This window comes from Streptosporangium sp. CA-135522 (genome assembly GCF_050949235.1).
Taxonomy (GTDB): Bacteria; Actinomycetota; Actinomycetes; order Streptosporangiales; family Streptosporangiaceae; genus Streptosporangium.
In genome coordinates, this window is record NZ_CP192026.1 from 2,029,932 (window position 1) to 2,043,448 (window position 13,517).

Annotated in this window: 11 protein-coding genes; 8 read left to right on the top strand and 3 right to left on the bottom strand. The window is 71.1% G+C overall.

The features are described 5' to 3' along the window. Window positions 1-207 precede the first annotated feature (207 nt). From ACQPYK_RS09830 to ACQPYK_RS09840, 3 genes are all read left to right on the top strand, one after another. Window positions 208-1,941 carry an ABC transporter ATP-binding protein gene (locus ACQPYK_RS09830; protein WP_433253360.1) on the top strand — a complete coding sequence of 578 codons (1,734 nt, stop codon included), beginning with the start codon at window positions 208-210 and terminating at the stop codon, window positions 1,939-1,941. 342 nt (window positions 1,942-2,283) lie between these two features. After that, a complete protein-coding gene (hutU, locus tag ACQPYK_RS09835) occupies window positions 2,284-3,939 on the top strand; it encodes a urocanate hydratase (RefSeq protein ID WP_433253362.1) in 1,656 nt (551 codons plus the stop codon). A 99-nt stretch (window positions 3,940-4,038) separates the two neighbouring features. Then, window positions 4,039-4,854, top strand: a complete 816-nt coding sequence (locus ACQPYK_RS09840; protein WP_433253364.1) for a MurR/RpiR family transcriptional regulator — start codon at window positions 4,039-4,041, stop codon at window positions 4,852-4,854. A 15-nt stretch (window positions 4,855-4,869) separates the two neighbouring features. On the opposite strand, the gene ACQPYK_RS09845 is transcribed toward ACQPYK_RS09840, so the two are convergent. The 3 genes from ACQPYK_RS09845 to ACQPYK_RS09855 form a co-directional block, all read right to left on the bottom strand. Beyond that, window positions 4,870-5,619 carry an ABC transporter permease gene (locus ACQPYK_RS09845; protein ID WP_433253366.1) on the bottom strand — a complete coding sequence of 250 codons (750 nt, stop codon included), beginning with the start codon at window positions 5,617-5,619 and terminating at the stop codon, window positions 4,870-4,872. A gap of 28 nt (window positions 5,620-5,647) precedes the next feature. Further along, the gene (locus tag ACQPYK_RS09850; RefSeq protein ID WP_433253368.1) at window positions 5,648-6,607 is read right to left on the bottom strand and encodes an ATP-binding cassette domain-containing protein; all 960 of its coding nucleotides are present in this window, start codon (window positions 6,605-6,607) and stop codon (window positions 5,648-5,650) included. A gap of 154 nt (window positions 6,608-6,761) precedes the next feature. Continuing rightward, window positions 6,762-7,121 (bottom strand): hypothetical protein, encoded by a 360-nt coding sequence (locus tag ACQPYK_RS09855; protein ID WP_433253370.1) that lies wholly within the window; start codon window positions 7,119-7,121, stop codon window positions 6,762-6,764. Window positions 7,122-7,193: 72 nt separating this feature from the next. Between ACQPYK_RS09855 and ACQPYK_RS09860 the strand changes: the two genes are divergently transcribed. From ACQPYK_RS09860 to ACQPYK_RS09880, 5 genes are all read left to right on the top strand, one after another. Further along, window positions 7,194-7,880 carry an SDR family oxidoreductase gene (locus tag ACQPYK_RS09860; RefSeq protein ID WP_433253372.1) on the top strand — a complete coding sequence of 229 codons (687 nt, stop codon included), beginning with the start codon at window positions 7,194-7,196 and terminating at the stop codon, window positions 7,878-7,880. A 59-nt stretch (window positions 7,881-7,939) separates the two neighbouring features. Next, entirely contained in the window at window positions 7,940-9,103 is a 1,164-nt protein-coding gene (locus ACQPYK_RS09865; RefSeq protein WP_433258745.1) for an allantoate amidohydrolase, read from the top strand. Then, window positions 9,091-10,449, top strand: coding sequence for a formimidoylglutamate deiminase (locus ACQPYK_RS09870; RefSeq protein ID WP_433253374.1), 1,359 nt, complete (start codon window positions 9,091-9,093; stop codon window positions 10,447-10,449). Before ACQPYK_RS09865 ends, ACQPYK_RS09870 begins: the two co-directional genes overlap by 13 nt. After that, complete coding sequence (hutI, locus tag ACQPYK_RS09875) at window positions 10,446-11,609, top strand: imidazolonepropionase (RefSeq protein ID WP_433253376.1); 1,164 nt, start codon at window positions 10,446-10,448, stop codon at window positions 11,607-11,609. Before ACQPYK_RS09870 ends, hutI begins: the two co-directional genes overlap by 4 nt. Window positions 11,610-11,957: 348 nt before the next feature. Then, complete coding sequence (locus ACQPYK_RS09880; RefSeq protein ID WP_433253378.1) at window positions 11,958-12,896, top strand: sigma-70 family RNA polymerase sigma factor; 939 nt, start codon at window positions 11,958-11,960, stop codon at window positions 12,894-12,896. The last annotated feature ends 621 nt before the right edge of the window (window positions 12,897-13,517 follow it).

The window sequence follows — 13,517 nt, forward strand, 5'->3', positions numbered from 1 at the left end:
CGGCGCGCGCGAAGCCCTTCCGAGCATGTCTCCAGTCGGCCCCCGGATCTCCCGTGGTCAACTTCGGTTGACATCTCCTTGTCCGTCAACCTATGTTGACGGTATCGACTTTCGTCTACGAAGCCGGGCACAGCGCCCGGCTTCGGCGTGTGCGCGGTAGATAGGAAAGACGGCGACCGGGTCCGGTCACGTCAGCCTCCGAAGGAGATGAAATTGCCCGAGACCGCCTCCTGGCGCCTCCTGCTCGCCTACGTCCGCCCGCACCGACGGGCCTTGCTCCTCGGCGGAATCCTCAGCCTCGTCGGCTCGCTGGCCGGGCTGGCGATGCCGCTTCTCGCGAAAGTGGTCATCGACGCCTTCGGCCAGCAGCGCTCCCTGGTCGGGCCTGTGTTCGGCCTGACGGCCGCCGTGCTGGTCGGCGCGGGCGTCGGCGCGCTCGGCAGATACGTGCTGGAGCGGATGGGCGAGGGCGTCGTGTTCTCCGCCCGGCAGAGCCTCGTGGGCCGGATGCTGCGGCTTCGGGTGTCGGAGGTGGACCGGCTCAAGCCCGGAGACCTGCTGTCGCGGGTGACCTCCGACACCACGCTGCTGCGGGCGGTGTTCACCGAAGGCGTCGTCGAGATGGTCGGCTCGGTGTTCATGCTCCTGGGCGCCGTGGTGATGATGGTGATCATGGACGGGTTGCTGCTGCTCATCACGCTGGCGGTCCTGGTCCTGGTCGGATCACTGGTGGGCCTGGTCATGCCGCGCATCCGCCGGGCCTCGACGCAGGCGCAGGTCGCGGTGGGCGAGATGGGCGCGGTGCTCGACCGGGTGCTGCAGGCCTTCCGCACGGTCAAGGCCAGCGGCGCCGAGGACCGCGAGATCGCCACCGTGGCGGAGGCGGCCCGCGAGGCGCGGGACCGGGGCATCGCGGTCGCCTGGTGGACCTCGATCGCCGGCATCTCCGCGTGGGTCTCCGCGCAGCTCGCCTTCGTGGCCGTGCTCGGCGTGGGCGGCGCGCGGGTCGCCTCGGGCGCGCTGGAGGTGTCCTCGCTGATCGCCTTCCTGCTCTACCTGTTCTACCTGGTCGCCCCGATCGGCCAGTTGATCCAGGGCGTCACCCAGATGCAGAACGGCCTGGCCGCGGTGAAGCGGATCCGCGAGATCGAGGAGCTCCCGGCCGAGGAGAGCGCCGGCGTGGGCGGCGAGGTCGGCACGGCTCCCGCCGGGGTGAGCTTCGAGGGCGTGGCCTTCCGCTACGGCGACGACCGGCCGGTGGTCCACCACGACGTCTCCTTCGCGGTGCCGGCCGGTGGCATGACCGCGCTCGTCGGCCCGTCGGGGGCGGGCAAGTCCACGGTGTTCGCCCTGCTCGAACGGTTCTACGAGCAGCAGTCCGGCACGATCACGGTCGACGGCCGCGACATCGGGCAGTGGCCGCTGAGCGAGCTGCGCGCCTCCCTCGGCTACGTCGAGCAGGACGCGCCGGTGCTGGACGGCTCGCTCAGGGAGAACCTGGTCTTCGCCGCGCCGGGCGTGAGCGAGGCCGACCTTCGCCGGGTGCTCGCGCTGACCCGGCTGGAGGATCTGGTCGCCCGGCTGCCTGAGGGCCTGGAGACCAAGGTGGGCCATCGGGGGATCATGCTCTCCGGCGGCGAGCGCCAGCGGGTCGCCATCGCCCGGGCCCTGCTGCGCCGTCCTCGCCTGCTCCTGCTCGACGAGGCCACCTCCCAGCTCGACGCGGTCAACGAGCTACGGCTGCGCGAGGTGATCGCGGAGGTGGCGAAGGAGACGACCGTGCTCGTGATCGCTCATCGCCTGTCCACGGTGACCAGCGCCGACCGGATCGTGGTGATGGAGGCGGGCCGGGTGCGGGCCGTCGGCACCCACGGAGAGCTGCTCGACGACGACGATCTCTACCGCGAGCTGGCCGCCACCCAGTTCCTCCTGCCGACGTAGATCCGAGCTCGTGCGCTGTGCCTCCGGATGTAAATTCCCGCGGAACGTAACGGGATAGTTCGGGCGTCGGTCCGGCTGACTGGTTGACCACCCAGGAAACCGGGCATCCCGCCCTGTGCGGAGCCTCTCCTTGGCACAGGAGCGCTCGTCGGGCGCTCGCCGCACCCGATCTCCGGTCCAGTCCGTGCGGGGCAGGGGGCCAGGAAAAAGGTCGGGACGGCGGCCGGAAGGCAGGGCATCCTGGGATGTATTGCCCAGGATGCCCTCTTCCTCGGGTTGACCGGTAGCCTCCAGGTGACAAATATGAATGCATTCATTCAGTCCTGATGGGGAGGCTCGGTCATGACCGGCAGCCGGATCGTGCGCGCGCCGCGCGGCACCACGCTCACAGCCAAGGGGTGGCCGCAGGAGGCGGCCCTCCGCATGATCCAGAACAACCTGGATCCCGAGGTGGCCGAGCATCCGGAGCAACTCGTCGTCTACGGCGGTTCGGGCAAGGCGGCGCGAGACTGGCGCTCCTTCGACGCGATCACCCGCACCCTGACCACGCTGGAGGGCGACGAGACGCTGCTGGTGCAGTCCGGTCGTCCCGTCGGGGTGTTCCGTACGCACGAGTGGGCGCCCCGGGTGCTCATCGCCAACTCCAACCTCGTGCCCGACTGGGCCAACTGGGAGGAGTTCCGTCGCCTGGAGGCGGCGGGCCTGACCATGTACGGGCAGATGACGGCCGGTTCCTGGATCTACATCGGCACCCAGGGCATCCTGCAGGGAACCTACGAGACCTTCGCGGCCGTCGCCGCCAAGCGGTTCGCCGGCTCGCTGGCCGGCACGATCACGCTGACCGCCGGGCTCGGCGGCATGGGCGGCGCCCAGCCGCTGGCCGTCACCATGAACGGCGGCGTGGCGATCTGCATCGACTGCGACCCCAGGTCGATCGACCGGCGGATCGAGCACCGCTACCTCGACGTGAAGGCCGACGACCTCGACGAGGCGCTGCGCCTGGCCTACGAGGCCCGCGACCAGCGCAGGCCGCTGAGCATCGGCGTGGAGGCCAACGCGGCCGAGGCCGTGCCCGAGCTGCTCCGCCGGGGCGCGGAGATCGACATCGTCACCGACCAGACGTCGGCGCACGACCCGCTGATGTACCTGCCGATCGGCGTGGCGTTCGAGGACATGGCCGCCGAGCGGGAGAAGGACCCGGCCGCCTTCACGCGCAGGGCGCGCGAGGCCATGGCCAGGCACGTCGAGGCCATGGTCGGGTTCCAGGACGCGGGCGCCGAGGTGTTCGACTACGGCAACTCGATCCGGGGCGAGGCGCAGCTGGCCGGATACACCCGCGCGTTCGACTTCCCCGGCTTCGTGCCGGCCTACATCCGGCCGCTGTTCTGCGAGGGCAAGGGGCCGTTCCGCTGGGCGGCGCTGTCAGGATCCGCCGAGGACATCGCCAAGACCGACAAGGCGATCCTGGAGCTGTTCCCGGACAACGAGCCGCTGGCCCGGTGGATCCGGCTGGCCGGGGAGCGGGTCCACTTCCAGGGTCTGCCCGCGCGCATCTGCTGGCTCGGCTACGGCGAGCGCCATCTGGCCGGTGAGCGGTTCAACGACATGGTGGCCTCCGGCGAGATCGAGGCCCCGCTGGTGATCGGTCGCGACCACCTCGACTGCGGTTCGGTCGCCTCGCCGTACCGGGAGACCGAGGCCATGGCCGACGGTTCCGACGCGATCGCCGACTGGCCGCTGCTGAACGCCATGCTCAACGTGGCCTCCGGCGCCGCCTGGGTCTCCATCCACCACGGTGGCGGCGTCGGCATCGGCCGCTCCATCCACGCCGGGCAGGTCACCGTCGCCGACGGGACCGCGCTCGCCGCCGAGAAGCTCAACCGCGTCCTCACCAACGACCCGGGCATGGGCGTGATCCGCCACGTCGACGCGGGCTACGACGGGGCCGCCACCGTCGCGCAGGAGCGCGGCGTCCGGATCCCGATGCGCGAGTCCTGAGACGCCGCCTCCCGCCCCCGGCGCCGTCCTGTGAGCGGCGCCGGGGGCGTCGGGCGGCCGGCGGGAATGCTCGCCGACGATCGAGCGGTTGGAGGTGGCGTGGGCGACGCACTCGATCAACTCCTGGAGGGCCGGCGGCTGTCGCCTGTGCAGCGGCGGATCGCGCGCTACCTCGATGACCACCTGGCCGAGGCCATCTTCCTGTCCAGCGTGGAGCTGGCCGAACGGGCCGGGGTGAGCCAGCCGTCGGTGACCAGGTTCGCCATGGTGCTCGGCTTCGCGGGATACCCCGAGCTCCGGCAGGCGTTGCGGCCCTTCGTCGTGGGCGAGCGGAACCCGTCGCGGGCCAACGACCTGCAGACCGCGATCGATGTGGAGATCGAGAACCTGCGCAACGTCCGTGACGGGCTGGGTGATCCGTCGGCCGTCGCGGAGCTGGGCGCCCAGCTGGCCGGGTGCGAGCCGCTGCCGGTGCTCGGGCTGCGGGTGTCGAGCGGCCTGGCCACCACGTTCGCCTACTTCGCCCGCCGGATCCACCCCGATGTCCGCCTGCTGACCCACGGCGGCTCCGAGCTGGCCGACGGCCTGCACGCCGCCCGGCGGGCTGGGGCGGGCTGGCTGGTCGCGGTGATCCTGCCCCGCTATCCGGCCGAGGCCGTACAGGCCCTGCGCAGCGCCCGGGAGCTCGGCCTGCGGACCGCGGTGATCACCGATCGGCCGGACGCGCCGTTCGAGGCCGACGTGATCCTGGACGCCCCGGTCGGCGAGCGGCTGGTGTTCGACTCGCACGCGGCGCCGCTCGCCCTGGCCATGGTGCTGGTGGAGGCCATGGCGGACGCGGCGCCGCTGCGGACGCAGGCCCGGCTGGAGGAGTACGAACGGATGATCGACCGGGCCGGGATCTTCATCGACTGACGGCCGCGCCCGGCTCTAGCCCGCGAGCTTGCGCAGCGAGCGGACCGACCAGGTGAGGGTGAGCGCGCCGAGCACGAGGAAGACGCCGAAGGCCGTCGGGATCGTGCTGTCGGACAGGTGCCCGGCGAACAGGGAGCGGCCGGCCTCGACCGAGTAGTAGAGCGGGTTGAACCTGGCGACCGCCTGCATCCAGTCGGGACCGAGCGAGATCGGCAGCATCATGCCGGCGAGCAGCATCAGCGGCAGCGCGAAGAACTGGATGATCTGTGACATGCCGTTCTCGTCGCGCAGCGCCAGCGCCAGGCCGTAGGACAGATTGGCGGCGAACAGGCCGGTCACGGCCATGAGCAGCACCATCAGGCCCAGCTCCGGCAGGCCGATCCGCAGGCCCATCAGCACGGCGACGCCGATCACCAGGAGCGCCTGGAGAACCAGCACGATCATGTCCTTCAGCACGCGGCCGAGGATGATCGCGGGCCGCCAGGCCTGGCTGACCGCGAGCCGCTCCAGCACCCCGTTGCGGGTCTCCTGGATCATCGCGAAGCCGGTGAACAGCGAGCCGAACAGGGCGATCATCATCATCGCGCCGGGCGTGAACACCCGCAGCGCGTCGGTCAGCGTTCCGCCCGGGGTCATCCCGGTCAGCAGCGGGGCGAACAGCAGCAGGTAGAGCACGGGTTGAAGGATGCCGAACAGCGGCCAGACCGGGTTGCGGCGGACGTTTCCGAGCTCGTAGCCCAGAAACAGCATGGTGTGTCGGAACATCGGGGGGTCCTCTGGGGTCGGGGCGGCGTCAGGCGGCGTCGCGGAGGGAACGGCCGGTGTGCCGCAGGAACACGTCGTCGAGCGTCGCCCGGTCGAGGGAGATGGACCGGATGCCCAGGCCGCCGGCCTCCAGGGCGCGCAGCAGCGCGGGCAGGTTGTGCTCGCCGTCGTCGAGATAGGCGCGCAGCGCGTCGTCCTCCGCCTGGGTCCGCTTGATGTACGGCTGTGCGGCGAGCAGCTTCTGGGCGGCGTCGATGTCGTCGAGCCTGAGCGTTACGACATCACCCGAGACCTCCTTCTTGAGCTCCTCGGGGGTGCCCTCGGCGACGATCAGGCCGTGGTCGACGATGACCAGGCGGTCGCACAACGCGTCGGCCTCGTCCAGATAGTGGGTGGTCAGCAGCACACTGGTGCCCTGGTCGCGCAGGGTGCGCACCTCATCCCACAGGTTGGCGCGGTTCTGCGGGTCCAGGCCGGTGGTCGGCTCGTCCAGGAAGACCAGCGGAGGCCGGTTCACCAGGCCGATGGCCAGCGCGAACCGCCGCTTCTGTCCGCCGGAGAGCGTCTTGACCGGGCGGCCGGCGAGCTCGGTCAGGCTGAAGGTCTCCAACAACTCGTCGGCGCGGGTGAGCGCCTGCCTGCGGGAGAGCCCGGCGATGCGCGCGGCCAGCAGCAGGCTCTCCCTGCCCGGGGTGTTGTCGTCCACGCCGCCGCTCTGGCTGACATAGCCGATCTTCTCCCGGACCCTGCCCGCCTCCTTCACCACGTCGTGCCCGGCCACCCGGGCGCTTCCGGCGGTGGGGACGACGAAGGTGGCGAGCATTCGGACGGTGGTGGTCTTGCCCGCGCCGTTCGGGCCCAGGCAGGCGAAGATCTCGCCCTCGTCCACGGCCAGGTCGAGGCCGCGGACGGCCTCGACCTCCTCCGTCTTGCCTCGCCCTCGTTTGGCGACGAAGGTCTTGCGCAGCCCGTGCGCTTCAATGATCATGATTCTCCTTTCGTGGATGGGTGTTCCGGGGGTGTGCCGGTCGGGGGTGCGCCGGCAGGAGCCGGACGCGCTCGGGAGAGCCGGGAGCGTCCGGGGACGACGGGCGTCCCGAGGAGAGACTGAAGCCTGACGTAGGGAGAAGCTCAACAGGTTTTCACGGCAGGTCACCGCTCTCGACCTTGCCGATGGCCTCCTCGATCCAGGCCGGCTGCGTTTGGAGCTGGGCCGAGTCGAGCCACAGGACCTCGTCCACGTGCCTGGGCGCGCCGTGGGCGCGCTTGGCGCCGATCGCCCGGCCCAGCATCGCGACGGCCGCTCTGAGCTGCTCCGCCCTGCCCTCCAGCGCGTCGGACAGGTCGGCGGGGGAGAGCCTGTCCATGAAGGTCAGCGCGACCTGGAAGGGGTCGACGATCGGCATGATCTTCCACCAGTGGTTCATCAGCTGCGTCATGAACTCGGCCCGCCCGGTCTCGGTGATCTCGTAGACGGTCTTGCCGCCGCCGGGGAGCCGCACGGATGCCCGGACGGCATCGGGTGTCCGGGGTGACCGGGATGACCCGGAGCCGCCCGGAGTAGGGTGACCCGCATGTCTGCACGACCGACCGCGCTGGTCACCGGCGCTTCCCGAGGGGTCGGCGCGGCGATCGCGCACGCCCTGGCCCCCGCCCACGACCTGCTGCTCGGCGGCCGGGACGGCGAGGCGCTGGCCAAGGTGTGCGCCGGCCTGCCGGGCGCGCGCCCCTGGCCGGTCGAGCTCACCGCCGTCACCGAAGCCGACGTCGCCGGGATCGACCGGCTCGACGTGCTGGTGCACAGCGCGGGCGTGGTGACCCTGGGGCGGATCGCCGACACACCCGCCGAGGTGTGGCGGCGGACGATGGAGGTCAACGTGGTCGCGGTGGCCGAGCTGACCAGGCTGCTGCTGCCGGCGCTGCGCGCGGCGGGCGGCCAGGTGGTGCTGATCAACTCGGGATCGGGGCAGCGGGCCAACCCCGGCTGGGCCTCCTACGCCGCCAGTAAATTCGCGCTGCGCGCCTTCGCCGACGCGCTCCGCCTGGAGGAGCCCGACCTGCGGGTCACCACGGTCTACCCGGGACGGGTGGACACCGACATGCAGCGCGGGGTGCGGGCCCAGGAGAGCGGGGTCTACGAGCCGGAGAAATACCTGGCCCCGGACTCGGTGGCCCGGGCGGTGATGGCGGCGGTGACGGCCTCTCCCGACGCCCACCTCACCGAGATCACCGTCCGCCCATCGGGTGGACCCGCCCGCTGAGGGGGTGCGGGTTCGCCAATGAATGACTCCATTCACATAATGGAGGGGTGTTCGACGAGATGTGGGGTGCCATCGCGCACCTCGGACGTGACGGCCGGACCCGGGGCTACCTTCGCGACGCGTGGTCGCCCGCCGATCTGGAGCTGCGGCAGTGGTTCCGCCAGGAGGCCGCCGGGCGCGGCCTCGACCTGAGAGAAGACCGTAACGGCAACCTGTGGGCCTGGTGGGGCGACCCCTCGGGCCGGCCGGGCGTCGTCACGGGCAGCCACCTGGACTCGGTACGGCAGGGCGGCGCCTTCGACGGACCCCTCGGGGTCGTGTCCGCCTTCGCCGCCCTCGACATGCTACGGGCCAGGGGCTTCGAGCCGCGGCGCCCGCTGGGGGTGGCCTGCTTCACCGACGAGGAGGGCGCCAGGTTCGGCGTCCCCTGCATGGGGTCCCGGCTGCTCACCGGCGCGCTGGATCCCGACCGGGCCCGCGGCCTGATCGACGACGAGGGCGACTCGATGGCCGAGGTGCTGCGCCGGGCCGGTCGCGACCCCGGCGAGCTCGGCCGCGACGACGAGACCCTCGGCCACGTCGGCGTCTTCGTGGAGCTCCACGTCGAGCAGGGGCAGGCCCTGGTCCACCGGGACGCCCCGGTCGGCGTCGCCGCCGCCATCTGGCCGCACGGCCGCTGGCGGTTCGACTTCCACGGCCAGGCCAACCACGCGGGCACCACCCGGCTGGAAGACCGCGACGACCCGATGCTGCCCTTCGCCCGGACCGTCCTGCACGCCCGCCAGGCCGCGGAGCGGGGCGGCGTGGTGGCCACCTTCGGCAAGCTTCGCGTGTCGCCCAACAACGCCAACGCCATCCCCGGACTGGTCAGCGCCTGGCTGGACGCCCGGGGCGGCGACGAGAAGGCGGTCCAGGCACTGGTCGCCGAGCTGACCGAGTTCTCCGGAGCCGAGGTGAGCGCCGAATCGTGGACCCCGGTCGTCGACTTCGACCGGGCCCTGCGGGAACGAATCGCGGCGGCACTGGGGGACGTGCCGGTCCTGCCGACCGGAGCCGGTCACGACGCCGGGATCCTCGCGTCCGCGGGCATACCCAGCGCGATGGTGTTCGTACGCAATCCAACGGGAATCTCACATTCCCCGGATGAATACGCAGAGATGTCCGATTGCCGCGCGGGGGTCGCCGCCCTCGCCACCGCCCTGGAGGAGCTGTGCCGGAGCTGAACTACTGGTGCGAACTGGCCTGGCTACCACCGGGCGAGGTCGTCGCGGGAGTGCTCGTGAAAGTTTCGGGCTCCCGGATCGAAGAGATCACACCGGGCATGGCCGAACCTCCCGCGGGCTCCGTCCGGCTCGACGGGCTGACCGTTCCCGGGCTGGCCAACGCGCACTCCCACGCCTTCCACCGCGCCCTGCGCGGGGTCACGCAGCGGGAGAAGGGCAGTTTCTGGACCTGGCGCGAGCAGATGTACGGCGTGGCCACGACGCTCACCCCCGACTCCTACCTCCGGCTGGCCAGGGCCGCCTTCGCCGAGATGGCACTGGCCGGAATCACCGCCGTCGGGGAGTTCCACTACCTTCACCACGGGCCGGGCGGCACGCCGTACGACGACCCGAACGTCATGGGCCACGCCCTCGTCCAGGCCGCGAGGGAGGCCGGCCTGCGCATCGCGCTGCTGGACGCCTGCTACCTGACCGGCGGCTTCGGCACCCCGCTGGCCGGCACGCAACTGCGCTTCGGCGACGGCGACGCCGACAGATGGGCCGTGCGGGTCGAGGATCTCGTGGGCGCCTACCGGAAAGCGGCGGACGTGGAGGTCGGCGTGGCCGTCCACTCGGTCCGCGCGGTTCCTCCCGAGCAGATGCCGACGGTCAGCAGGTTCTCCCACCACCACGCGCTGCCGATGCACGTCCACGTGTCCGAGCAGCGGGCGGAGAACGCCGCCTGCGTGGAGATGTACGCCGCCAGCCCCGTCCAGGTGCTGAGCGAGCACGACGTGCTCGGCCCCCGCTCCACCGCCGTGCACGCGACGCACGTGTCCGACGTGGACATCGCGCTGCTCGGCCAGTCAGGCACCCACGTCTGTATGTGCCCCACCACCGAACGCGACCTGGCCGACGGCATCGGCCCGGCCCGGGCGATGTGCGAGGCGGGTTCACCGATCACGCTCGGCTCGGACAGCCACGCGGTCATCGACCTGTTCGAGGAGGCCCGCGCGGTCGAGTTGGACGAGCGGCTGGCCACCGAGCAGCGCGGCCACTGGACGGCCGCCGAACTGCTCCACGCCGCCACCGCCGCCGGACACGCCTCGCTGGGCTTCCCCGACGCGGGCATGCTCGTGCCCGGCGCGTGGGCCGACCTGGTGTCGGTGCGGCTCGACTCGGTCCGTACGGCGGGCGCGCCCCGCAGCGGCGCCTCGGAGGCGGTGGTCTTCGCCGCGACGGCCGCGGACGTGCACTCGGTGGTGTCCGGCGGTCGCCGGGTGGTCGCCGAGGGACGGCACGTCCTCGGCGACGTGGGCACGCTGCTGGGCGAGGCGATCGTCGAGGCACGGGGGGAGAACGCGTGAGCGCCGATCGACCGAGTGTCCTCTTCGACCGGATCGGGCTGCTCTACACCGGTGACCCCGGGCGGGAGGAGATCGAGAACGCCGCCCTGGTGGTCGAGAACGGCCGGGTGGCGTGGATCGGAACGGCCGGCGACGACCCCGGCGCCGACGCGCGCGTGGATGTGGCAGGGCGCTGTGTCATCCCCGGTTTCGTGGACAGCCACGCCCACCTGGTCTTCGCCGGAGATCGCACGGCGGAGTTCGCCGCCCGCATGTCGGGTGAGCCCTACACCGCGGGAGGCATCCGCACCACGGTCGCCGCGACCCGCGCCGCCACCGACGCCCTCCTCGCGGAGAGGACGGCCGCCCTGGTCTCCGAGATGCACGCCCAGGGGACCACCACCGTCGAGATCAAGAGCGGTTACGGTCTCACGGTCGAGGACGAGCGCCGATCGCTGGAGATCGCCAGACGTTTCACGGACGAGACGACGTATCTCGGCGCGCACATCGTGCCGCCGGACGCGTCCTCCGCCGACGACTACGTTCGCATGGTCACCGGAGAGATGCTGGAGGCCTGCGCGCCGCACGCCAGGTGGGTGGACGTGTTCTGCGAGCGCGGCGCGTTCGACGCCGACCAGAGCAGGGAGATCCTGCTCGCCGGGATCAAAGCCGGACTGCTGCCGCGGATTCACGCCAACCAGCTCGGCGACGGTCCGGGCGCGCGCCTCGCCGCCGAGCTGGGCGCCGCCTCGGCCGACCACTGCACTCACCTGACCGGCGAGGACGTCTCGGCGCTGGCTTCGGCCGGAGTGGTGGCCACCCTGCTGCCCGGGGCGGAGTTCTCCACCCGCTCGCCGTACCCGGACGCGCGCCGCCTGCTGGCGGCCGGGGTGACCGTCGCGCTGGCCACCGACTGCAATCCCGGCTCCTCTTTCACCTCTTCCATGCCGTTCTGCCTGGCGCTGGCCGTCCGGGAGATGCGGATGACGCCGCTTGAGGCGATCAGGGCCGCCACGTACGGCGGAGCCAGGGCGCTGCGCCGCGACGACGTCGGCACGTTGAAGGCGGGAGCGCGTGGCGACCTGGTCGTCCTGAACGCTCCGTCCTACGTCCACCTCGCCTACCGGCCGGGGGTGCCGCTGGTGGCGGAGGTCTGGAAGGAGGGGCGTCGCCTGGTGTGAGTCGCCCTGATCGAGGTCCCGGTCCGAGGCGCCTGGGTTGAGGTGCCTGGTCTGATCAGAGGTGCCTGGGTTGAGGTGCCTGGGTTGAGGTGCCTGGTCTGATCTGAGGGTCTGGTCTGAGATGCCTGGTTTGAGGCCCCGCCGGTCGGGGCAGCGGCAACGCCTGTGACATCACGTGCGAAGTGCATCCTCCTTGAGGAGGAAATCAAAACCGTTCTTCGGGCGTACTTCTTTAGGGAATCTTTGCACTGATCCGAGCGTTGATTAGGCAAGCGGCATGTCCGCACGCGCGGGGCCTTGAGCGAGCGTGCGGGCCTGCCATAAGCAGGCGGAGCGAGGTGCCATCGGATGGCAAGGCCGACGGGGAATCGGACGCAGGATCAGCACGTCTCGGATCGAGACCTGCTCGGGACCTACCTGGCTGAAATCGGGCGGGTGCCCCTGCTCACCGCGGAAGAGGAAGTCGAGCTCGCCAAGCGGATCGAGGCGGGTCTCTTCGCGGAGCAGTTGCTGGACAGTGGGCTGGCGGAGCCGCGGATCGCGGACGCCGCCGATGAGGAGCTCGAACGACTCGCTATTTCAGGACAACGGGCCAAAGATGAATTCATCCAGGCCAATCTACGTCTTGTGGTGGCGGTCGCGCGCAAATACTCCGGGCGGGGAATGCCGCTGATCGATCTGGTCCAGGAAGGAAACCTGGGCCTCGTGCGGGCGGTCGAGAAATTCGATTACCGCCGTGGTTACAAATTCTCCACATACGCCACATGGTGGATTCGCCAGTCCGTGGGCCGCGCGATCCACGAGCAGGCCCGGCCGGTCCGGCTGCCCACCCATGCCGGTGAGCAGATGACCCGGCTGATGCGGGTCCGGCGCGACATGTTGGCCGAGTTCGACCAGGAGCCGACGGACGCGGATCTGGCCGCCGTGCTGGAGCTGCCGATCGAGCGGGTCCGCGAGCTGCGCCGCTGGGCCTCCGACCCCGTCTCCCTCCAGTTGGGCGTAGGCGACGAGGACGAGACAGAGCTCGGCGACATGATCGCCGACGAGACGTGGGCGGATCCCGAGCAGCAGGCCTTGGACATCCTGGAGCGGGAGCGCCTGGAGCAGTGGCTGACCGGCCTGGAGGGCCAGACCCGCGAGATGCTCCGCTGGCGTTACGGCCTGATGGACGGTCGCGAGCACACGCTGACCGAGGTGGGAGAGCGCTACGGCATCGGCCGCGACCGCGCCCGCCGTATCGAGCGCGACGCGCTGGCACGCCTGCGAAAGATGGCCACGGCCGCCTGACGTAAGGGTTGTCCGGTGCAGCTTGTGTGGGTCGTGCCGGGTGGGTTGTCCACGGCGTGGTGGGGTTCGGGCTGCGGTTTAGCGGGTTGCGGTGGTTGGGGTGGGGTTCGCGCTGCGGTGGGTGGGTGGTGCGACCGGCCGTCTCAGTTGCGTTCTGGTTGGTTCAGGCCTTCGGCCTGTTCGGGCGCGGTGGTTGCGGGCTCTTTTTACGCCGGCCGCACCACCCACCCACCTCCGCGCCATGGCCGCCGGCCGTAGGGCGTGCGCGCCGTAGTCGCTGCCTTTTCCGGCCGTTCAGGGATCCGGGAGAGGCTGAAGCGATCTCTTCCCGACCGGTTCAGGGTGCCGCGCCGTAGCTGAAGCCTCCCTGGCGAAAGGAGCGCATGGCCACCCGCTGCAAGGAAACACCACCCCGAAACGCAAACCCCCTGGTGCTGCGTTCCTTCGGCCGCGGACCGGAGAAGCCCTGGGTCTACGGAGACCTGCGCATCGCCGACGGCCAGGCGGTCACCATGTGCGCCGCCCCGCGTGACAGTGCCGGCTGGCAGAGCTTCCTCGCCGAATCCAGCAGGTGTTCATCTCCCCAAGGTCGCCGGCCGGCCCGACCCGCGAGAAGCCTGG